This window comes from uncultured Actinomyces sp. (assembly GCA_900541895.1).
Classification (GTDB): domain Bacteria; phylum Actinomycetota; class Actinomycetes; order Actinomycetales; family Actinomycetaceae; genus Pauljensenia.
Window position 1 is genome coordinate 51,041 of sequence record UWSI01000005.1, and the last position, 19,660, is coordinate 70,700.

At 56.5% G+C, this 19,660-nt stretch carries 19 protein-coding genes and 1 tRNA gene; 2 read left to right on the forward strand and 18 right to left on the reverse strand.

Annotation, left to right across the window (positions count from 1 at the left end; genetic code table 11):
* Positions 1 to 2 precede the first annotated feature (2 nt).
* On the forward strand, positions 3 to 758 hold the full coding sequence (locus QZR18_RS02720; protein WP_178704551.1) for a HisA/HisF-related TIM barrel protein: 756 nt from the start codon (positions 3 to 5) through the stop codon (positions 756 to 758).
* Here QZR18_RS02720 and QZR18_RS02725 read toward each other — a convergent pair.
* The 8 genes from QZR18_RS02725 to QZR18_RS02760 form a co-directional block, all read right to left on the reverse strand.
* The gene (locus tag QZR18_RS02725) at positions 741 to 905 is read right to left on the reverse strand and encodes a DUF3117 domain-containing protein (protein ID WP_178704554.1); all 165 of its coding nucleotides are present in this window, start codon (positions 903 to 905) and stop codon (positions 741 to 743) included. The two genes, QZR18_RS02720 and QZR18_RS02725, sit on opposite strands and share 18 nt — an antisense overlap.
* A gap of 89 nt (positions 906 to 994) precedes the next feature.
* Entirely contained in the window at positions 995 to 1,729 is a 735-nt protein-coding gene (locus QZR18_RS02730; protein WP_178704557.1) for a TIGR00730 family Rossman fold protein, read from the reverse strand.
* An 8-nt stretch (positions 1,730 to 1,737) separates the two neighbouring features.
* Complete coding sequence (locus QZR18_RS02735) at positions 1,738 to 2,799, reverse strand: BMP family protein (RefSeq protein ID WP_178704559.1); 1,062 nt, start codon at positions 2,797 to 2,799, stop codon at positions 1,738 to 1,740.
* Between the two features lie 10 nt (positions 2,800 to 2,809).
* Positions 2,810 to 3,874: a mannose-1-phosphate guanylyltransferase gene (locus tag QZR18_RS02740; RefSeq protein WP_178704562.1), complete on the reverse strand. Its 1,065-nt coding sequence runs from the start codon at positions 3,872 to 3,874 to the stop codon at positions 2,810 to 2,812.
* A gap of 63 nt (positions 3,875 to 3,937) precedes the next feature.
* On the reverse strand, positions 3,938 to 4,531 hold the full coding sequence (locus tag QZR18_RS02745; RefSeq protein ID WP_295910268.1) for a 50S ribosomal protein L25/general stress protein Ctc: 594 nt from the start codon (positions 4,529 to 4,531) through the stop codon (positions 3,938 to 3,940).
* Positions 4,532 to 4,668: 137 nt separating this feature from the next.
* Positions 4,669 to 5,649: a ribose-phosphate diphosphokinase gene (locus tag QZR18_RS02750; RefSeq protein WP_178704568.1), complete on the reverse strand. Its 981-nt coding sequence runs from the start codon at positions 5,647 to 5,649 to the stop codon at positions 4,669 to 4,671.
* 53 nt (positions 5,650 to 5,702) lie between these two features.
* Positions 5,703 to 6,734, reverse strand: a complete 1,032-nt coding sequence (locus tag QZR18_RS02755; RefSeq protein ID WP_178704571.1) for a bifunctional N-acetylglucosamine-1-phosphate uridyltransferase/glucosamine-1-phosphate acetyltransferase — start codon at positions 6,732 to 6,734, stop codon at positions 5,703 to 5,705.
* Between the two features lie 29 nt (positions 6,735 to 6,763).
* Positions 6,764 to 6,834 (reverse strand) — tRNA-Gln (locus QZR18_RS02760).
* Positions 6,835 to 6,914: 80 nt separating this feature from the next.
* Between QZR18_RS02760 and QZR18_RS02765 the strand changes: the two genes are divergently transcribed.
* Positions 6,915 to 7,547 (forward strand): TetR/AcrR family transcriptional regulator, encoded by a 633-nt coding sequence (locus tag QZR18_RS02765; RefSeq protein ID WP_178704574.1) that lies wholly within the window; start codon positions 6,915 to 6,917, stop codon positions 7,545 to 7,547.
* Between the two features lie 11 nt (positions 7,548 to 7,558).
* Here QZR18_RS02765 and QZR18_RS02770 read toward each other — a convergent pair whose 3' ends face one another.
* The 10 genes from QZR18_RS02770 to QZR18_RS02815 all read right to left on the reverse strand — a co-directional run bounded on the left by QZR18_RS02770 (position 7,559) and on the right by QZR18_RS02815 (position 19,484).
* On the reverse strand, positions 7,559 to 9,043 hold the full coding sequence (locus QZR18_RS02770; RefSeq protein WP_178704577.1) for an alpha-amylase: 1,485 nt from the start codon (positions 9,041 to 9,043) through the stop codon (positions 7,559 to 7,561).
* Between the two features lie 211 nt (positions 9,044 to 9,254).
* On the reverse strand, positions 9,255 to 10,931 hold the full coding sequence (locus QZR18_RS02775; protein ID WP_178704580.1) for a phospho-sugar mutase: 1,677 nt from the start codon (positions 10,929 to 10,931) through the stop codon (positions 9,255 to 9,257).
* A gap of 2 nt (positions 10,932 to 10,933) precedes the next feature.
* On the reverse strand, positions 10,934 to 11,587 hold the full coding sequence (gene deoC, locus QZR18_RS02780) for a deoxyribose-phosphate aldolase (protein WP_178704583.1): 654 nt from the start codon (positions 11,585 to 11,587) through the stop codon (positions 10,934 to 10,936).
* A 20-nt stretch (positions 11,588 to 11,607) separates the two neighbouring features.
* A complete protein-coding gene (gene deoD / locus QZR18_RS02785) occupies positions 11,608 to 12,315 on the reverse strand; it encodes a purine-nucleoside phosphorylase (RefSeq protein WP_178704586.1) in 708 nt (235 codons plus the stop codon).
* 56 nt (positions 12,316 to 12,371) lie between these two features.
* Positions 12,372 to 13,655, reverse strand: a complete 1,284-nt coding sequence (locus tag QZR18_RS02790) for a thymidine phosphorylase (protein ID WP_178704589.1) — start codon at positions 13,653 to 13,655, stop codon at positions 12,372 to 12,374.
* An 84-nt stretch (positions 13,656 to 13,739) separates the two neighbouring features.
* Positions 13,740 to 14,156 (reverse strand): cytidine deaminase, encoded by a 417-nt coding sequence (locus QZR18_RS02795; protein ID WP_291459108.1) that lies wholly within the window; start codon positions 14,154 to 14,156, stop codon positions 13,740 to 13,742.
* Positions 14,157 to 14,186: 30 nt separating this feature from the next.
* A complete protein-coding gene (locus QZR18_RS02800) occupies positions 14,187 to 15,461 on the reverse strand; it encodes an ABC transporter permease (RefSeq protein ID WP_178704595.1) in 1,275 nt (424 codons plus the stop codon).
* A complete protein-coding gene (locus tag QZR18_RS02805; RefSeq protein ID WP_178704598.1) occupies positions 15,458 to 16,720 on the reverse strand; it encodes an ABC transporter permease in 1,263 nt (420 codons plus the stop codon). The genes QZR18_RS02800 and QZR18_RS02805 overlap by 4 nt, the downstream gene beginning before the upstream one ends.
* Positions 16,720 to 18,282 carry an ABC transporter ATP-binding protein gene (locus QZR18_RS02810; protein ID WP_178704601.1) on the reverse strand — a complete coding sequence of 521 codons (1,563 nt, stop codon included), beginning with the start codon at positions 18,280 to 18,282 and terminating at the stop codon, positions 16,720 to 16,722. Before QZR18_RS02810 ends, QZR18_RS02805 begins: the two co-directional genes overlap by 1 nt.
* Before the next feature lie 104 nt (positions 18,283 to 18,386).
* The gene (locus tag QZR18_RS02815) at positions 18,387 to 19,484 is read right to left on the reverse strand and encodes a BMP family protein (protein WP_178704604.1); all 1,098 of its coding nucleotides are present in this window, start codon (positions 19,482 to 19,484) and stop codon (positions 18,387 to 18,389) included.
* Positions 19,485 to 19,660: the final 176 nt, after the last annotated feature.

The window sequence follows — 19,660 nt, forward strand, 5'->3', positions numbered from 1 at the left end:
TCGTGGATATTCTTCCCGCACTTGATATCGCCAATGGCCGGGCCCTCACGCACCGTAGAGCTGACGGAGGTGAGGACCAGGCCAGTGCTGATCCCTGCGAGGTTGCGCGTTCCTTCATCGCTCAGGGTGCTCGCTGGATTCATCTGGTCGATATTGATGCGGCCTTTGAGCGAGGAAGCAACTCAGATGTGCTTTCTGAGGTAATTTCTGAGCTGGACGGATCTGGAGCATCCGGCCCAGGCAGGCACACCTCTGAATGCCGCATCGAGTGGTCTGGTGGTGTACGCAGCGGGGAGGATATCGAAGCAGCGCTTCAGGCAGGTGCTGATCGCGTCAATCTGGCTTCTCAAGCCTTGGTTGATATCGATCGGGTCCGCACTTTGATCGCTGAGTTTGCCGGGCACCTCAACATCTGCATTGACGTAGAGGGCGATCGAATTCGTCCACGAGGCGTTGATGGAGACGCGGGGAACCTCTGGGAAGTCTGCCGCGCTCTAGATCTTGCGGGTGTGCAGCGCTACATCGTCACCGAGCGCCAACGAGACGGGGCACTTATGGGTCCGCCCGTAGACCTACTCAGAGATCTACGGGCGAAAACACCTACGCTTCTGGTTGCCTCAGGAGGAATCCGTCATGTCGAGGATATCCACACCTTGAGGCGTGAAGGTTATCTGGATGGAGTGATTGTTGGCAAGGCTCTCTATGTCGGGAGTCTGACTCTTGAGGAAGCCCTGAGTGCCTCACAGGGCGTTAGCTAAGGCCTGAGCCAGTTCCTGTGCTTCGTCAGCGCTGAGTTCGATGACCAGACGGCCACCGCCTTCGCTGGGGATACGCATGACAATCCCACGACCCTCTTTTTCTGCCTCGAGGGGGCCATCTCCGGTTCGCGGCTTCATAGCTGCCATGTTCGTTTCCCTTCTGAACGCCGGGTATTAAATACCGCTAAAAACACATTTATTCTACCGAGAATGGCGTAATTTAGTAAGGTATTGAATTATTTGTGTCCAATTACTATTTCCACAGCTTCTTCGGGACTATCGACCACGTGCAAAAGTTGAGGGTCATTACTTGAAAGCATTCCCGATTCCTTCATGGTCGAATTAATCCATTGAACTAATCCACCCCAATAGTCGCGCCCAACCAAAATGATCGGGAAGGAATGTACCTTACCGGTTTGCACCAAGGTTGCCGCCTCAAACAGCTCATCCATGGTGCCAAAACCACCCGGCATAGCGATAAAGCCCGAAGAATACTTCATGAACATGGTCTTGCGGGCAAAGAAATAACGGAAATTAATTCCAACATTGACCCATTCATTCATTCCCTGCTCGTGAGGAAGCTCGATTCCCAAGCCGACGGAGGTTCCTCCCGCTTCCCACGCGCCCTTATTGGCCGCTTCCATAATTCCCGGTCCCCCACCGGTAATCACGGCAAAGCCCGCCTGAACCAATAGGGAGCCAATGGCGCGCGCACGCTCCCAATCTTCGCTTCCGGCAGGGGTGCGAGCCGAGCCGAAAACCGACACTGCCGGCCCCAACTCGGCAAGCGCTCCAAAACCTTCGACGAACTCCGACTGGATACGAAGCACCCTCCAGGGGTCCTCGTGCAGCCAATCCGCAGAGGACTGGGGGCGCAGCAGGCCGGTATCGGATGTTTCGCGGGGGATCTTTCCTCCACGAAGGATTACCGGGCCTCGACGATAGGAGGAATTCTGGTGTGTGTGTTCCATGGGTTCCTTCACTTATGGGGAGAAATCAAGAGGGGATCAAATTGGGTCGTGATCACAAGACTGCCAGTAAGCAGCTGCTGGCGCATCGACGCCAAGGAGTCTTTGAGCTCGGGGGTCATGAGTGCCTCATGAGCAGCGAAAGGAGCCAGCGTCACGCCGTTATTATCAAGAGAATCGATGACCGCATTCGTTGAGAAATCGCTTCCTCGTGCGGAAGTAATAGCCTCGGTCGCATGGTCCTTCGTGGTCGTAGTGACCGCTGTAATAACCTGGGGAAGATCGCTGGGAAGATCATCCCCCATCCATACCACGCGCTGGGCCGAGTTATTTCCAGCTGCCTCAAGTGCGTGGAGCGCACCTTGGTTCCCAGCGTCTGCGAAGGGAACCAAGATATCTGCACCCGCAGCAAGCGCCTTGGACGCTGCGTCCTTAATGCTTGCCGGATCATCGTTTCCGGTGAAGGTTCCGCGCATGCGGGTGGTATCCCATCCTTCAAAGCGGATCGATGTCCCATACGAAAGGTTGTAGGCGTCGACTCCCTGCGCAAAGGCATCCATCAATGCTTCGCGTTCGCTGGTTTCAATCCCACCAAATCCGGCAATGGTTCCGGTCGTCGTCAAACCGGCGGAAGCATAGCCAGCCATATAGGCGCCCTGGGTTGCGCGCGAGACAACAGCCTTGCCATTACTGAGCTCAACAGTCTTATTTGCTGATTCAAAACCAGAATTAACGGTAATAAAGCGAACTGATGAGTTTTTCTTTGCCGCCTGAGTGATGGCCTGGGTCATTCCCTGGCCTTCGGAGACAACAATGGTGCATCCGCCCTTGAGAAGGCCGTCCAATTCACCTTCGCCGGTGGCAAATTTTGCCTCCCCTCCGATTTCCGAGGCCGCCTGCGAAATTGCCCGTTTCGCCGGAGTCTGCGAGGTCGCGCTCTCCCACCCAGCTGCGTCAGAAATTCCGCACAGTTGAGTTTGAGCATGTGAGGAAGGGGCTGAGGAGCAGCCAGCAAGGAGAAGCAGAAAAACGCTTGTTGCTGCGCATAGGTGTGCACGCGCGTGTCGAGTCATGGTCTTCATCCTAAAGGAGTTCTTCCTCTCCGCTCTGCGTCAACTGGTCAACCACGTGTTTCACGTCCTGCGCGCGATTACGGTCAACAACCAAGATTGCGTCCTCTGTAGCGATGACAGCCATATTCGGCGCTCCAACCACAACAATCTTTTGGCCGGTCAACGATCGGACGAATGAACCAGGCGACTCAATCCGAAGGGCCTGACCTTCAGAGCTAATCTGCGCAAGCGCATCAAAATCGCCTACATCGGTCCAGCCCATATCCGTTGCAGGAACAACAGCCACTCCCCCCTCAGAGGCAAGCGGTTCGGCGATGGCGTGATCGATGGCAATCTTCGTCAGTGCGGGCCATTCTTCGCTGAGCGTCTGGGCAAAGCTATCGCTTCCCCATTGGCTTCCAATCGCGCTTAGATGCGTATCCATATCGGGGTGAAAACGCGTAAGTGCACGAGCAAGAGTCCCTGCGGTCATGATGAACATTCCAGCGTTCCACAGGTAGCCCTGTTCGCAGTAACGCTTCGCGGTCTCTTCATCCGGTTTCTCAACGAAAGAACGCACGATAGATCCCTTTTCGGGAGACTCCTTCTCAAAGGTTTCTCCCGGGGCGATGTAGCCATAGGCCGTTGAAGGGGTCAGCGGCTTGAGGCCAATCGTGACAACGTAGCCCTTCTGAGCTACTTCCAGCGCACGTTCTATGCACTCAAGAAGAACCTGAGGATGGGTAATCGCGTGGTCGGCCGCGAAGGAAGCAATCGGAGCCTCGTCACCAAAGCGCTGGCGAATAACATAAGCCGCCAAACCAATAGCGGGCATCGAATCGCGTCCTTGAGGCTCGACAAGAACAGTGACATCAAGTCCCTGGGGGATCTGAGCACGAACGGCTTGTTCATGTGCACGCCCCGTGACAATCGTGAAAGAAGCGGCAATTGGAGCCAGACGGTTAATGGTCTCTTGGAGCAAGCTCTTTCCGCTCATGCGAAGGTCAAGCAGAAATTTCGGCCGATCCTTACGCGACAGTGGCCACAGCCTAGAGCCCACTCCCCCGGCGGGAATAATGACGTGAAGTCGATTCATAGTTCTCAGTGTAATAAAAAGGGAGGCTTGCCAAACGGCAAGCCTCCCTTAAGCGAAGTGAGATCACTCAGCAGATTCTGCAGCAGCCTCGGCAGGTGCTTCCTCTTCCTCGACCTCGACGACCTCTTCAGAAACCGTGACAACGACGGTCTCGGGATCGAGCTCGGAGACAACGCCCTTGGGGAAGGTCACATCGGCGACGCGAACGGCAGTGCCGGCCTCGACACCGGTGATGTCAACCTCGATGGACTCGGGGATAGCGGTGGCGGGGGCCTTAACCAGCAGTGCGAACTCTTCCTGAGTGTGCTGGGTGCCGGCTGCGGACTCACCGATGATCGAGACGGGAACCTCAACGTCAACCAGTTCACCGGCCTTGACGGCCAGGAAGTCTGCGTGGAGCAGATCGCGGGAGACGGGGTGACGCTGAACTTCCTTCACCAGAGCAAGCTGCTTCTTACCCTCGATGACCAGCTCAAGCAGAGCGTTCTTCTGGCCACGGACAGCCAGGAAGAGCTCGTGAGCGGGGAGATCAACGTGAACGGGCTCGCCACCGTGACCGTAAAGGACACCGGGAACCAGGCCTGCGCGACGTGCGCGACGTGCTGCACCCTTACCAAATTCAGAACGGGTCTGTGCGACCAGCGTGGGGTTGCTCATGAGAGCCTCCTTCAAATAGTTCATTCCACGCACCGGCGCTAGGAATCTGAAGGATAACCCTACAGAAAGCCCTGTCGATAACGGCGCTTTCGCGCCCTCGCCGGAGCAACCTAGCCAGAATAGCGCGTTTTGAGGCCTCAGGCGACCCCATCAAAGAGAGATGTGACCGATCCATCGTCGAAAACCTCGCGGATTGCACGTGCAAGCAGCGGAGCAATCGGCAGGATTGTCAGATTATCGAAGCGCTTCTCAGGTGCAATGGGCAGGGTGTCAGTAACGATCACTTCCTGGGCACCGCATTCGGAAAGACGCTGAGCTGCAGGATCGGACAAAATGCCGTGGGTTGCAGCAACGATAACAGACGAGGCACCCGCGTTCATCACAACCTTAACGGCTTCGGAAATGGTACCGGCGGTATCGATCATGTCATCGACCAGAACACACTGCTTACCCGCAACATCACCAACGACACGGTTAGCAACAGCGACATTGGGACGGGTGGTATCACGAGTCTTGTGAACAAAGGCTAGAGGGCATCCACCCAACTTTGCTGACCATTTCTCTGCGACACGAATGCGACCGGCATCGGGCGAGACCATGCAGACATTGGAAAGATCAACGTGTGAGCGCACGTACTCAACCAGGACGGGCATTGCCCAGAGGTGGTCAACCGGACCGTCGAAGAAGCCCTGTTCCTGTGAAGCGTGCAGGTCAACGCTCATGATGCGATCCGCTCCTGCCGTCTTGTACAGATCAGCAATAAGCCGGGCAGAAATAGGTTCGCGCCCCAGGTGTTTCTTATCCTGGCGCGCGTAGGGGTAATAGGGGGCGACTGCGGTAATGCGCTTGGCCGATGCTCGCTTCGCTGCATCGATCATCAAGAGCTGTTCCATCAGCCACTTATTCACTTCACCGGTATGCGATTGCAGGACGAAGACATCCGCACCACGTACTGATTCGTTAAAACGAACGTAGGTTTCCCCACTGGCAAAGTCATACGCGGTCGTCGGAGAAACTCCGCAACCCAACTCTTCGCCAACCTGCTGGGCGAGTTCAATGTGTGCTCGACCCGATACAAGAACCAGACGCTTTTCACCGCTGGTTACCAGCCCCGTCATGCGGTATGTCCCTCCCGTTTATGCGGACTTTTTTCGTCGAGCAGTAACCTTATTCACCGTTCGATCGAAGTAAAAGGCGTTACTATCGTATCGCCTTCTAGGCGTGTGTTACTGACCCAGGCGGCAGGTACTCGGCACCCCGGCCCGACCTGCGCATTCGTCAGCGTTGTTCCCGGGCCAATTTCACAGCCCGTGGCGATCTGGGTACGACCGCGCAGAACAGTATTGGGATAGATCGTCGTATCCGCATCAATGCGAACATCACATTCGATCCACGTGCTTGAGGGATCCACAATGGAAACGCCTGCACGCATATGTTCCACACAGATCCTACGGTTCATTTCTGCGGCCAATTCAGCAAGCTGGACCCGGTCGTTGCAGCCCTGCGCCATCCATTGATCGTCAAGTACAACACCGTTTGTTACGCGGTCCGCCTGGTATGCCTGAGCAAGGACATCCGTAAGGTAAACCTCACCCTGATTGTTATTGGTCCCAACGTGCATCAACGCATCACGTAGGAATTCACCATCAAATGCGTAGATCCCGGCATTAATTTCACGGATCTGACGCTCTGCTTCGGATGCATCTTTTTGTTCGACAATCCGGCAAACATCACCGCTGGCATCATCACGGATGATCCGCCCATATCCGGTGGGATCATTGACAATTGTCGTCAGCACTGAGACTGTTGCGCCGCGCTCATCGTGAGAACGAACAAGAGCATTCAGGGTATCTGCATCAAGCATGGGGACATCGCCGTAGGTCACCAAGATCGTGCCCGAAAGACTATGACCTCGGCGCAAAAGTTCGTCGAGTGCACATTGCACCGCACGACCGGTTCCGGGAATATCATCCTGGTCTGCAATGATCACATCGGGGTTATTGCGCAGGATTTCAGCAGCGACGAGTTCACGCTGGTGACGGACAACCGCAACAAGATGATCGGGGCAAGTCCCCGCAGCTGCGTGCAGCGCGTGACCAATCATTGAACGCCCAACAACTGGATGAACAACCTTGGGAAGGGAAGACTTCATTCGAGTTCCGGCGCCGGCGGCCAGAACAATCACTGCAGTGGGAGTAGTCATGTCGCCCTTTCACGCGCGCTCATTTTGAGCTCCGCCCCTAGGATTCGAACCTAGACTAAAGGCACCAAAAACCTCTGTGCTGCCGTTACACCAAGGCGGAAGGACACATAGATTGTGCCATAAACACACCGTGTTATGCCATCTAGAACCTATGACACGGTGTGAGTGTACGGTTAAGACATGGCCGAGAAGCGGATGAGAATGAGCGCTTTTGCGCGTCGCGAGCAACTGGTTGCTGTGGGACGTGCGACTTTCGCCTCAAAAGGATTTGACGGCACCAGTGTCGAGGAAATTGCCGCTCACGCAAAGATCTCAAAACCCGTTATCTATGAGCATTTCGGGGGAAAAGAAGGCCTCTACGCCGTCATTGTGGACCGAGAAGTCCAGGCACTCATGAGCGCATTGGAAGCCGCTCTGGATTCCCATAAGCGCCCGCGAATGATCCTTGAGGATTCAGCACTCGCCCTGTTGAGCTACATCGAATCTCATACGGATGGTTTCCGAATCCTGGTGCGTGATGCCCCACAGAATTCGACGTCCGGCTCTTACTCTTCACTGCTTGGAGATGTGGCCATTAAGGTTGAGCACCTCTTAGCTGAGCAGTTTTCTCATGCGCATATGGATCCCAAGTGGGCGCCCCTCTATGCGCAAATGCTTGTCGGCCTGATTGCACAGGTGGGCCAGTGGTGGCTTGACGAGCGTCGAATGAGCAAGGAAGAAGTCGCCTCGCACGTCGTGAACCTTGTCTGGAACGGTATGCGCAACCTGCGCCCCTCCCCCATCCTGATGACTTCCGCGGACGAGGCCAAGTAGCAGCTGCCCCGTTACAGGCGCGCGGCCTCGGGAAGGTAAACGGAAAGGCCACCGTCGGAAACCGGGAAAGTTGCCCACCCGTCTTCTTCGATAACGACGGCCGGGTGCTCGCCAATAGCGCACACCCAGGTCTCACCCGCGCGCCAGTTCCCAAGGAATAAGCGCTTCTCGCCGGCAAGGCGGTCTGAAAGGATGACGGCGCAGCCAGTCGAGGGGTTTCCTTCAATTCCCTGACGAGAAAAACCCACGACATCGGGATTATCAAATGCATCGAACTGCGAGCCTTGGGCGGCAGCCTTCCGTACACGCATGAGGAAGGGTAATTCACTCACAGCGGGTAGAGAGTCACCGTTGCCCAAAAGATCTCCCCAGAAAACGCAGGGAACCCCGCTGTCGCGCAAAAGAATCAAAGCGTAAGCAGAGAGCTTGAACCAGGGCGCAACGGTGGACTCGAGTGACTGTCCCGGTTGCGTGTCGTGGTTTTCTACGAAAGTGACGGCCAGTTCTGGACGAGTCCCAACCAGGGTATTGGCAAAAAGCTGCGAAAGATCAAAATTTCCATCCGAGATAGAGGCCTCGTGGAAGTGAAAATGCAATGGGACGTCAAAGAGCGCAACGTCGGGGACTCGGTCAAGGTAGGAGCACAGCTGCCCCACGTCGTAGCTCCAATACTCCCCTACAGCGGGAAGAAGTTTGCCGGTCGCTTCACGTAAATTTGGCAGCCAGCGTGCAAAGAAATCTGAACCGATGTGTTTAACAGCATCCAAGCGCAGGGCGTCGACGCCCGTAGTTTCGATGTACCAGCGGCCCCAACGATCCAATTCCTCATTGACCTGCGGCGAAGAGACATCAACATCGCAGCCCATGAGGTAGTCGTAGTTGCCCAGCTCCTCACCGGCAGTCGGGTCCCATTCCTTACCATCAAAAAGCCAGACAGCGTTACTCTTCGTGTTTTCGTCCCAATCGATACCGTTGAAACACTGCCAATCCCATTGGAAATCGGAGTAAGTTCCTGCCCGGCCTGGGAAAGTGAAGCGGGTCCACGCACGGATTGTTTCTTCGTCGGAGATCACCTGCATTCGGTTCCCCGGATCAACCCTTCGTGCTCGAACTTCTTCGGTCTCATCCCCACCCAGGCGGTGGTTAAAGACAATATCGGCAATCACGTGGATGCCCGCTGCGTGAAGGGCATCGATGGCGCTCAGATACTCTTCCTTCGTCCCGTACTTTGTCCCGACGCTTCCCTTTTGGTCGAACTCACCCAAGTCATACATGTCGTAGACGCCGTAGCCGACATCTTCGCGCCCCAAATAGCCCTTGTAGGCGGGCGGAAGCCAGACACCTTCAATTCCCAGATCCGCAAGGTCTTGCGCTGCGGCAGCAATGCTTCTCCACAGGCTTTGATCAGCAGGGAGATCCCACGCGAAGGCTTGCAAAAGCAGATGATCGTGAAAATCTTGCGGCTGCGTATCTGATAAGGTGCGTTCTTCGCTCACACCTTTATCCTGCCAGCCTCGCTTGTTTGTCGCGAGTCAACCACGCACAAGTGGAAATAGAGCGATCTAGTGGAACAGCAAATCCCAGACAGCACCGTCGCAAGGAAGCGAATAAGACTGGTGGGCACCGCCCGTAGGCGACACCCACCAAAGGTCTTTGACGCCGGAGCTACTGTGGGTCCTGCACTGTAGCTGCAGTCTCGGAACTTATTCAGATCCCAATCGCAGCGCCAAACTCAGCCTTGATACTTTCTAGGCGAGCGCGAGCGGCCTCCCAAGGCACCTCAGCACCTTCCTCGACGGGAAGAATGACCTCCAAGTAGCACTTGAGCTTAGGTTCAGTGCCCGAAGGACGTGCGATCACACGGTCTCCAGCGGTGGTGGTGACCATAAGTGCGTCTGTTCCGGGAAGGCCATCCCACCCCTTCGACAGGTCCACGACGCCTTCAACCTCAGCACCGACAAGAGTTGTCGGCGGCTGGGCGCGCAGGCGCTGCATTCCTTCAGCGATAAGCTCCAGTCGATCGACACGGAAGGTTAAGGGAGCGGTCACGTGCAGGCCATATAGGCGCGCCATGCGTTCCAATTCGTCCTTCGCGCTGCGGCCCTGAGTCTTGAGCTGCGCGAAAAGGGAGGCCGCGACAACGGATGTTGCAATACCGTCCTTATCGCGCACGCGCGAAGGATCGGGGCAGAAACCGATTGCTTCCTCGTAGCCGAAGTAGAGGCCAGGAACGCGGGCAATCCACTTAAAGCCCGTCAACGTGTGCTGGTACTTCAAGCCATGTCCCTGAGCAATCTTGCCCAAGAGTCGCGAGGAGACAATGGAGTTTGCAAAAACCGCATCAGAAGGTGCGCTCTGAGCACGGAATTCACCCAGCAACGATCCGATCTCATCACCGGAGAGCTGCCGCCAGCCGGTCGCAGATTCGCTGTCGGGAACAGCGAGTGCACAGCGGTCAGCATCGGGATCAACAGCAATGATCAGGTCCGATCCGTGGGCGGCAGCGTGCGCGATTGCCAGGTCCAATGCCCCAGGCTCTTCCGGGTTCGGGAAGGAAACGGTCGGGAAATCGGGATCCGGATCGGCCTGTTCGGCAACCAGAGTGACATTGGTGAAGCCGGCTTCTTCGAGGACCTTCTTGGTGAGTGCAGCGCCAACGCCGTGCATTCCCGTCAGAGTAATCCCCAAGTCGGCCTTGCTTTCAGCGCTTCCCGAGGCCAAAGAGGCAGCGCGGGCAATGTAGTCCTCGCGAGGATCCACATTGACAATCAGTTCATCATTCTGGGCGATTTGATCAGCGAAAGGAGCCGAAGCAATCGCAGAAGCGATCTCGGCATCGAAGGGAGAAACGATCTGGACGCCCTGACCGGCACCGGTCACGACGGTTCCACCCAGGTAGACCTTGTAGCCATTGTCGCGAGGCGGGTTGTGCGATGCGGTGACCATGATGCCCGCATCGGCATCCAGCTCACGCACTGAAAATGCAGTGAGCGGGGTGGGGTTCATCAGCGGAAGCAAGAGCACTTCGCATCCTGCTGCCGAGGCCACGCGCGCAGCTGCGTGAGCGAAGTCAACCGAACCGTAGCGGGCATCGCAGCCGATCACAACTCGCGGAGCGCGCGTTGCGTGCTTAAGGAGAACCGCGCACAACCCAGCAGTTGCACGGATGACAACCGAGAGATTCATTCGCGATTCACCCGGGCCAATTTCACCGCGCAGGCCGGCAGTACCGAACTGCAGGGGGCCGTTCATGGCACGGCCCAATTCGGTAAGTGCGCTCTCATCGCCTGCGCGCGCTGCCTCAACGACGGAGGCGAGATCGGCTGCGGTTGTCGGATCCGGATCGTGATCAACCCACTGTTGGGCACGTTCAATAAGGTTCATATTCAGTCCTCAAGGCCTTCAAGAATTGCTGCGGTTGCCGACACACCCAAACGGTTTGCTCCGGCATTGATCATGGCGACAGCGGTCTCTGCATTGCGGATACCGCCCGAGGCCTTCACCCCGATGCCCTCGCCGACGGTCTCGCGCATGAGCTTCACTGCGTGGACCGAGGCCCCTCCCGCGGGGTGGAAACCGGTCGAGGTCTTGACGAAATCAGCACCCGCAGCAACGGCCGCGCGGCACACGGCAACGATTTCTTCATCGGTCAAGGCCGCCGATTCGATGATGACCTTCAGGACCTTACCCGCGGGGATCTGCGCACGAACAGCTCGGATTTCGTCTTCGACCTGATCGAACTTGCCTTCTTTTGCCAGGGCAATGTTGATGACCATATCGATCTCGTCGGCACCATCGGCGATAGCCTGCTTGGCTTCGTATGCCTTGACATTCGGCTTCACTGCCCCCGAGGGAAAGCCCACGACGCAAGCAACCTTCAGTCCTTCGGGAACCTCAAGCGGGAGCATCGATGGGGACACACACACGGAATAGGTACCAAAACGTGCGCCTTCCTCAACGATCCGCGCGACATCGGCGTGAGTTGCCTCGGGTTTGAGGATCGTGTGGTCAATCAGGTGTGCAACTTCAGACTTCTTCATACTTTTCCTTCTCCAGGTCCTCAGATCTGCGCCAGAGGAAGTGCAATTTCCATCATCTGGGTGAACGCGGTCTGACGTTCGTGTGCAGTGGTTTCCTCACCGGTCACCAGCGAGTCTGAGACGGTAAAGATACCCAGAGCCTCAACCCCGGCCTCGGCGGCAGTTGCGTACAGGCCCGCGGTTTCCATTTCAATGGCCATGATGCCCATCTTCTGCCAACGCTCGTTAAAGGTTGGATCAGCATTGTAGAAAGTGTCCGACGAGAGGACGTTACCCACGTGGGTGGTCACTCCCTTTTCCTTCGCATTCTCGCGCACAGCCTCGATCAGGCGGTAGGAACCGATGGGGGCATAGGTTCCAGGGATGTTGTACTGATCGATGAAGTTCGAGTTCGTGCACGCTCCCTGAGCGATGACGACATCGTAAAGGTTGATTCCCGGCTGCAGCGCGCCACACGTACCCACACGGATGAGCTTTGTACAACCAAAGACGTGGATGAGTTCCCACGCGTACAGCGAGATCGAAGGAATACCCATACCCGAGCCCATAACAGATACCGGGGTGCCCTGGTAGGTACCGGTAAAGCCCAGCATGTTACGCACCGCGTTAAATTGCTGCGCATCTTCAAGGTAGGTTTCGGCAATGAACTGAGCGCGAAGCGGGTCTCCGGGCAGCAAGATGGTCGGCGCAATGGGGGCGGTCGGGTTGATATGCGGTGTCGATTTCATGGTTGTTTACTCCAATACGTGTGTGGTGGTGTCGCTTGCTTGGTCTGGCGAAAGTCTTAGCCCACGCGGTCCAAAATGATGTGACGAGGAGCGGGTGCGGTTTCGCTAATCGCCACTCCCCCGTCCAGCGCTTCAAGGGCGCGGGGAATGCGCCATTCGTCGTCGGTGCGCAAGGTGAAGAGCGGCTGGCCCGCCTTGACCTGATCACCGGGCTTGGCGTGGATTTCAATACCCGCACCAGCCTGTACCGGATCATCCTTGACTGCACGGCCCGCACCCAACCTCCACGAGGCCACGCCCACGCTAAGTGCATCCATTTCGGAAACGAAGCCATCGGCCTCGGCAGTGACAGTGTGGGTCAGCGTTGAGGTCGGCAGCGTGGCGTCGGGGTCTCCGCCCTGTTCACGGATCATTGCGCGCCAGGTATCCATCGCACGACCGTCCTTGAGAGCAGCCTCAACGTCGACATCGCTCTTACCGGCCATGGAAAGCATGGTTCGGGCAAGCTCAACGGTTAATTCCACGACATCTGCGGGACCGCCGCCGGCCAGAACCTCAACGGATTCTTCGACCTCGAGCGCATTACCGACCTTGAGTCCCAGCGGGGTGGACATATCGGTGAGTAGCGCTTGGGTCTTCACACCGGCATCTCGTCCAAGATCAACCATGGTGCGGGCAAGCTCGCGGGCATTGTCGATGTCCTTCATGAATGCGCCGCTGCCAACCTTGACGTCCAAGACCAGCGAATCGGTGCCTTCGGCAATCTTCTTCGACATGATCGACGAGGCAATCAGCGGAATGCAATCGACGGTTGACGTGATATCGCGCAGTGCGTAGAGCTTCTTATCTGCGGGGGCAAGTCCCGCACCCGCCGCGCAAATAACAGCGCCGCAGCCTTCGCCCAACTGATGGTAGATCTCTTCATTGGACAGCGCGGCACGCCAGCCGGGGATGGCCTCGAGTTTGTCCAAGGTTCCGCCTGTGTGCCCAAGGCCTCGGCCTGAAAGCTGCGGAACGGCAACACCAAAACACGCAACCAGTGGCGCAAGAGGAAGGGTGATCTTATCGCCCACGCCACCGGTTGAGTGCTTATCAGCGGTTACGCGGGAAATACGCGCAAAATCCATACGCTCGCCGGAATCGATCATGGCCTGGGTCCAGGTAACGATTTCTTCCCGATCCATTCCACGCAGGAAGACGGCCATGGCAAGGGCTGCCATTTGTTCGTCTTTCATGACCCCGCGCGTGTAGGCATCAATGGTCCACTGGATTTCTTCAGTGGACAGTTTCCCGCCATCGCGCTTCACGCGGATGACGTCGACGGCATCAAACTGTTTCATGATGTCCTTCCTGGGTGTTGTTGTCGGGCTATGTGTGTGGCGGACGTACATGCCACTTGATGACACATACGCCCGCCACAGTGATTAGTCTTCTACGAATCGCGCGGAGGCGACTTCAGTCAGGTCGTGCGGACCAAAAGCTCCGGGGAGCACTTGCTTCATGGACATGACGCCATCGGGCATCAGAACCAAGCAGTCATTCCCACCGTGCTCAAAAATAAGCTGGCGGCAGCGTCCGCAGGGAGCCACGGGTTCGCAGTTTCCATTCACTGCGACTACCGCTGCGAGGCGACCTCCGCCCGAGCGCACCATCTGCGACACCATGCCGCATTCGGCGCAAAGGGTGATGCCATAACCGGCATTTTCCACATTGCAGCCCGAGTAGGTGTGCCCATCGGTTGTCAGTCCTGCTGCACCGACGGGGAAACCGCTATAGGGGCAGTAAGCCTGCTCCATTGCGGAGATTGCAAGATCCTTGAGCTCTTCCCAATTGATATCCATGTTTGGGTCCTTCATCTACCTAGCCGTCGATCACTTCGTGTAAGGAACGTTTTCGGCTGCCGGCGGACGCGACTTTCCAACGAATCCAGCGACCGCAATGATGGTCACGATGTAAGGAATCATCGAAATCAAATCCGAAGGAATGGACTGCTCAAGGTTGGGCAGCAAGCGGGCGAGCGCCTGAGCGAAGCCGAACATCAGCGCTGCACCCATCGCACCGATCGGGTGCCACTTACCCAAAATCATTGCCGCAAGGGCGATGTAGCCGTTACCTGCGGAGATATTGTCGGTGAAGGAGAGACCCGAACCGATGGTGAAAAATGCACCGCCCAATCCAGCAAAACCAGAAGCGAGGATTGCATTGAGGGTTCGCGTGCGATTGACGTTGATGCCCACAGTATCTGCAGCGCGTGGGTGCTCACCACAGGCGCGAAGGCGCAGGCCCCAACGTGAGCGGTAAAGGTAAACCGCCAAGAAAATCACCGTGGCGTACATCAGGTACACCAAGATGTTGTGGTTGAAAAGCACGGGACCAAGAATCGGGATCTCCCCCAGGATCGGGATCTTGATGTCAGAAAGCGAGAATCTGTTCGTGTTGAACAGTTCGGGCTTCTTCGTCATCCACGTTCCGTAGAAGAAAGTTGTCAGGCCCGCTGCCAAGACGTTCAAAACCACACCGACGATGATCTGATCCACACCGTACTTGACCGAGAAGAGTGCCAAGAGGCAGCCAAGGAAGGCACCCGCGATCGGCGCAGCGATCAAACCTGCCCACGAGGTCTGGAAGAAGGACGCTGCCATGACGCCAGCGAAAGCACCCAAGAGCAGGTCACCTTCAATGGCGATATTGACAACGCCAATGCGTTCGGAGACGACGCCCGAAAGGGAACCGAAGATCAGAGGCGTCGAGATTGCCACTGTGGAGTAGAGGGTGGAGGTCAGTGTTACGACACCGGCCGACCCCGAACCCGCGTAGACCAAGAAGCCGAAGACCGTTGCAATCCCAGCGACAATCATCATGGTGACGTCAAGCCAACGCGGATTCTGACGGCGCGCCCACACCGAGTAGATCGACCAAGCCGTCACCACAAGAGTAAGTAGCGTCAGTACCAGAAGGAGAGGACGACCGGGGGTCACGATGTCCTCAATATTGATGCTCTGGGACTTGTCATTGAGCCTGATAGTGACATCGCCACTGACCTTGACGACGAAAAGAATCTGCAGAAGGGCTGCCAGAACGTAGACAACCGGCATCTTCCACGAACGCTTCAGCTGAACATCATTCATTGCGCGTGTCTGGCTCATCGTGCCTCTCCTTCCGTATCGGCGGAGGCACCATCAATGGCGGCATCGCCACCCTTGAATGCTGCGTCTTCCTTCACTGCCGAGGCCATGGCCGGGGTCTTCCCATCCTCTTCAGAATGCTCACCGCTCAGTTCAGCGAGCTCGACGCGCACGCTCTTCTTAGTTTCCTTTGGCAGATGGAAGAGCCAGCGGACCAGCATGGGAGCTGCGATCAGCAAGACGATCACTGACTGGAGGATCAAGATCATATCGATCGGAACGCCCTTGGCCTGCATGGTATAGCCACCGGCTTTAAAGGCTCCGAAGAGGATACCCGCACCCAGAGTGCCCAGCGGCTTGTTCCGGCCCAGAAGAGCAACCGTGATGGCGTCGAAACCGATAGAACCAGCGATATCCCTTGAAACGTAGCCAACAGTACCCAAGGCTTCGTTTGCGCCTGCAAGTCCCAGGAAAGCGCCGGAGATCACCATGGTAATTGCGGTGATCTTTCCGACTGAAATGCCAGCGGTACGTGCGGCCTCGGGATTGGCACCAACTGCGCGGATTTCAAAGCCAAGGGTCGAGCGCTCAATGAGCCACCAGAAAACAATGACGGCAAGGAGTGCGACAAAAAGACCAACGTGAATCTTGAAGGGGGCATCCAGGATGCGGGTAAAGGCAGCTGAATCCGCGACCTTCGGGGTTTGAGGCTGATTAGAACCGGGAACCTGCCACGATTTCTTCGAGAGGATGTAGCCCAGCGCCAAGGTCGCAATCGAGTTCAGCATGATGGTGACAATGACTTCGTTCGCTCCGGTCTTTGCCTTAAGTACACCGGCAATTCCCGCATAGAGCGCGCCGGCAACCATCGCGGCAAGAAGAGCAACAAGAGTGTGAACGACGGGCGGCAGGTTCATTGCAAAACCAACCCAGACAGCGGCAAGGGCACCAAAGATGATCTGGCCTTTGCCACCGATGTTGAACAGGCCTGCGCGGAAGCCCAAGGCAAGGCCCAATCCCCCCAATACCAAGGGGATGGAGAAGAACAGGGACTCTGTCAAGGGTTTGATCTGACGCTGGAAACTCCGAGCGGATGGGTCGAAGATCGCTCCGCGGAACATCGCGTAGTAGGCATCGAGTACCGATGCACCGGTCATCGCGATCAGAATGGCACCGATAGCGAAGGCGATGAGAACCGCAAGGATGGAAACGAACCATCGCGATCCCAGGATATGACGGCACACAATCAGTGCCTTCGAAGGACGCTTTACCGCGGTCATCACTTCTCCTCCACGTGTGAATCCGAAACCTCAACGTGTTCGTGCACGCCCTCGACGGCCTCGTCATAGGGAACACCAGCCATCATCAAACCAAGAACATCACGCGAAGTGTCCGCGGGGACGATTCCCATCACGCGGCCTCGGTACATCACGACGATACGGTCGGCAAGCGAGATCACTTCATCCAATTCCGATGAGATCAGAAGGACGGGAATGTTCTGGTCGCGCACCTCAACAATGCGCTTGTGAATGAATTCGATAGAACCAACATCCACACCGCGGGTGGGCTGGTTCGCGACAAGCAGATTAAGATCCTTCGACATCTCACGCGCGACGACAACCTTCTGCTGATTTCCACCCGAAAGCGAGGAAATCGGGTCGTTGATTGAGGTCAAACGAATATCAAATTCCTGCTCTTTATCGCGCGCGTTCTGCGCAATAGCTCCCAGCTTAAGCATTGGGCCCGATGCGAAGGAGGAATCCTTGTACTGGTCCAAAATTAGGTTCTCGGCGATGGAGAAAGTAGAAATAATGCCATCGGTCGATCGGTCTTCGGGAATGAAGCCAACACCGGCGTCCAAAGACTTACGAGGACCCGCGTGGGAAATATCTTCGCCTTCCAGAAGAATTTCACCAGAATCTGGGGTACACAGACCCAAAACGCTTTGCGCCAATTCGGTCTGGCCATTACCCTGCACGCCCGCGACGGCGACGATTTCGCCTCGCTCTACGGCGAAAGAGACATGATCAAGAAGCGGAACTCCCTGGGGCGAAAGCATGGAGACCGCCTTGAATTCAAGTCCCCCACCGCTGGGCGCTGCGGGAGTTTTTTGGACGCGCATCATAACGGAGCGGCCCACCATCTTATTCGCCAATTCTGATTCAGAATCTTGCGGAGAGGCTTCGCCGACAACGGTACCGCGTCGAATCACGGTAATTTCGTCTGCAACGGCTCGAACTTCGCGAAGCTTGTGAGTGATGAAGACAATCGAGGTTCCCGCGTCGGCAAGCTGACGCATGATCGCCATGAGTTCATCTGTTTCTTGAGGCGTGAGCACTGCCGTTGGCTCATCAAGAATCAGGACCTTCGCCTGGCGCGACAGCGCTTTAACAATTTCAACTCGCTGCTGGGCACCGACGGAAAGATCTTCAATGAGCGCATCGGGATCAAGATCGAAACCAAAACGCGCTGAAACCTCTTTCACGGTCTTACGCGCCTGAGCAAGATCAATCAAGCCGCTTGCCTTGGTCGGTTCAAAACCCAGTGCGATCGATTCTGCAACAGTGAACACCGGGATCAGCATGAAGTGCTGGTGAACCATACCAATGCCAGCTGCAACAGCGTCACCGGGTCCGCCGAAGTGAACAGGCTTTCCATCGATGAGGATTTCTCCTTCATCGGGCTGGTGAAGGCCGTAGAGCACGTTCATCAACGTCGATTTACCCGCTCCATTTTCGCCAAGAAGTGCGTGAATGTGGCCTTCTTCAATTGTCAGGTTGATGTCGTTATTTGCGACCAGAGGACCGAAACGTTTGGTGATCCCCTTCAGCTCCAATTTCACTCTACTGCGCCCCTTCTGCGTGATCGAGCTCCCGTTTCAGGATAGCCGAAAAAAGTGGGGCGCGATGGTCGAAAACCACCGCGCCCCAGCCTAAAACTCCCGCGTCACTTCGGGGAGTTTGCGGACTCAACCTTCAGCTCGCCCTTCTTGATCTGATCGGTGAGCTTGGTCAGCTCCTCCTTGAGATCCGAGGGAACCTTGGAGTCGAAATCGTGGAAGGGAGCGATGGAAACGCCACCGTTCGCCAGGGTGCCCACGTAGGGGGTTGCAGCGAACTTGCCGTTCACGGAGTCCGTGATGGCCTGCTCAACCGAAGCACCAATTTCCTTCATGACCGAGGTCAGAACGATCGACTTGTAGTCGGGGGCAGATTCGTACCAGTCGGAGTCAACACCAATGATGTAGGTCTTGCCATCAGCCTGCGCAGCTGCTGCTGCACCCAGGCCCACGGGGCCGGCAACGGGCATGATGATGTCAGCACCCTGGTCGATGAACTGCTGTGCCTGCTGCTTGCCCAGTGCCTGGTCATCGAAGGACTGTGTGAAGGAGCCGTTCTGACTTGCCTTGTCCCAGCCGAGGACCTGGACATTGGTGCCCTTGGCCTTGTTGTAGGCTGCGACACCATCAGCGAAGCCGTCCATGAAGACGGTAACCGAAGGAATCTGGACGCCACCGAAGGTAGCAACCTTGCCGGTCTTGGTCATGCCTGCGGCGGCATAACCCGCAAGGTAGGCGGCTTCAGCGGTGTTGAAGAGCAGTGGGCGTGCGTTCTCGACGGTGACGGTCTTGTGGGAATCATCCGAGAAAGAGGAGTCAACCAGCGCGTAGTGAACATCCTTATTCTCATTTGCAGAGGCGTGGAGCGCCTTCTCGAGGTTGAAGCCAACGCCGATGATCAGGTTGCAGCCATCTGAAACCATGGATTCAGTGTTGGGCACGAAGTCTGCCGAGGAGGAGGACTCTGCCGTGTTGATCTGAATACCGAGCTTGGACTGTGCGCTCTTCAGACCGTTGTATGCGGACTCATTGAAGGACTTGTCGTCCCAACCGCCTGCGTCCGAAACAGCGCAAGCCTTGAAGCTTGCACCCTTCGATGCTGCGTCGGAGCTAGATTCTGACGAGGCCTTCTGGCCGGATGAGCACGCGGTCAGCGCGAGAGTTGCGACACCGGCAACCGCAACAAATTTGGTGAGGGTCTTCATGCTGTATTTCCTCCACATAGGTTGTGTACATCCAGAACTGGATAGACGCGAGGATGCGATGAGACCCAGAATGGGCACATGCATCACCGCTTGCGAGAACGCATAAGTGTGCTGCGTTGACGCCCACTAACGAGTTTCACCCGTCACAATTAGGCGTGTCAAGGCGGATTGGATAC

Bases quoted from the DNA above. Each gene is read 5' to 3' on its own strand.
- QZR18_RS02790 (WP_178704589.1), bottom strand. From the start codon at position 13,655: ATGAAACAGTTTGATGCCGTCGACGTCATCCGCGTGAAGCGCGATGGC.
- QZR18_RS02740 (WP_178704562.1), bottom strand. From the start codon at position 3,874: ATGAATCGACTTCACGTCATTATTCCCGCCGGGGGAGTGGGCTCTAGG.
- QZR18_RS02795 (WP_291459108.1), bottom strand. From the start codon at position 14,156: ATGGATATCAATTGGGAAGAGCTCAAGGATCTTGCAATCTCCGCAATG.
- deoD (WP_178704586.1), bottom strand. From the start codon at position 12,315: ATGAAATCGACACCGCATATCAACCCGACCGCCCCCATTGCGCCGACC.
- QZR18_RS02755 (WP_178704571.1), bottom strand. From the start codon at position 6,734: ATGACTACTCCCACTGCAGTGATTGTTCTGGCCGCCGGCGCCGGAACT.
- QZR18_RS02775 (WP_178704580.1), bottom strand. From the start codon at position 10,931: ATGAACCTTATTGAACGTGCCCAACAGTGGGTTGATCACGATCCGGAT.
- QZR18_RS02800 (WP_178704595.1), bottom strand. From the start codon at position 15,461: ATGAGCCAGACACGCGCAATGAATGATGTTCAGCTGAAGCGTTCGTGG.
- QZR18_RS02735 (WP_178704559.1), bottom strand. From the start codon at position 2,799: ATGACTCGACACGCGCGTGCACACCTATGCGCAGCAACAAGCGTTTTT.
- QZR18_RS02815 (WP_178704604.1), bottom strand. From the start codon at position 19,484: ATGAAGACCCTCACCAAATTTGTTGCGGTTGCCGGTGTCGCAACTCTC.
- QZR18_RS02765 (WP_178704574.1), top strand. From the start codon at position 6,915: ATGGCCGAGAAGCGGATGAGAATGAGCGCTTTTGCGCGTCGCGAGCAA.
- QZR18_RS02750 (WP_178704568.1), bottom strand. From the start codon at position 5,649: ATGACGGGGCTGGTAACCAGCGGTGAAAAGCGTCTGGTTCTTGTATCG.
- QZR18_RS02730 (WP_178704557.1), bottom strand. From the start codon at position 1,729: ATGGAACACACACACCAGAATTCCTCCTATCGTCGAGGCCCGGTAATC.
- QZR18_RS02805 (WP_178704598.1), bottom strand. From the start codon at position 16,720: ATGACCGCGGTAAAGCGTCCTTCGAAGGCACTGATTGTGTGCCGTCAT.
- QZR18_RS02725 (WP_178704554.1), bottom strand. From the start codon at position 905: ATGGCAGCTATGAAGCCGCGAACCGGAGATGGCCCCCTCGAGGCAGAA.
- deoC (WP_178704583.1), bottom strand. From the start codon at position 11,587: ATGAAGAAGTCTGAAGTTGCACACCTGATTGACCACACGATCCTCAAA.
- QZR18_RS02745 (WP_295910268.1), bottom strand. From the start codon at position 4,531: ATGAGCAACCCCACGCTGGTCGCACAGACCCGTTCTGAATTTGGTAAG.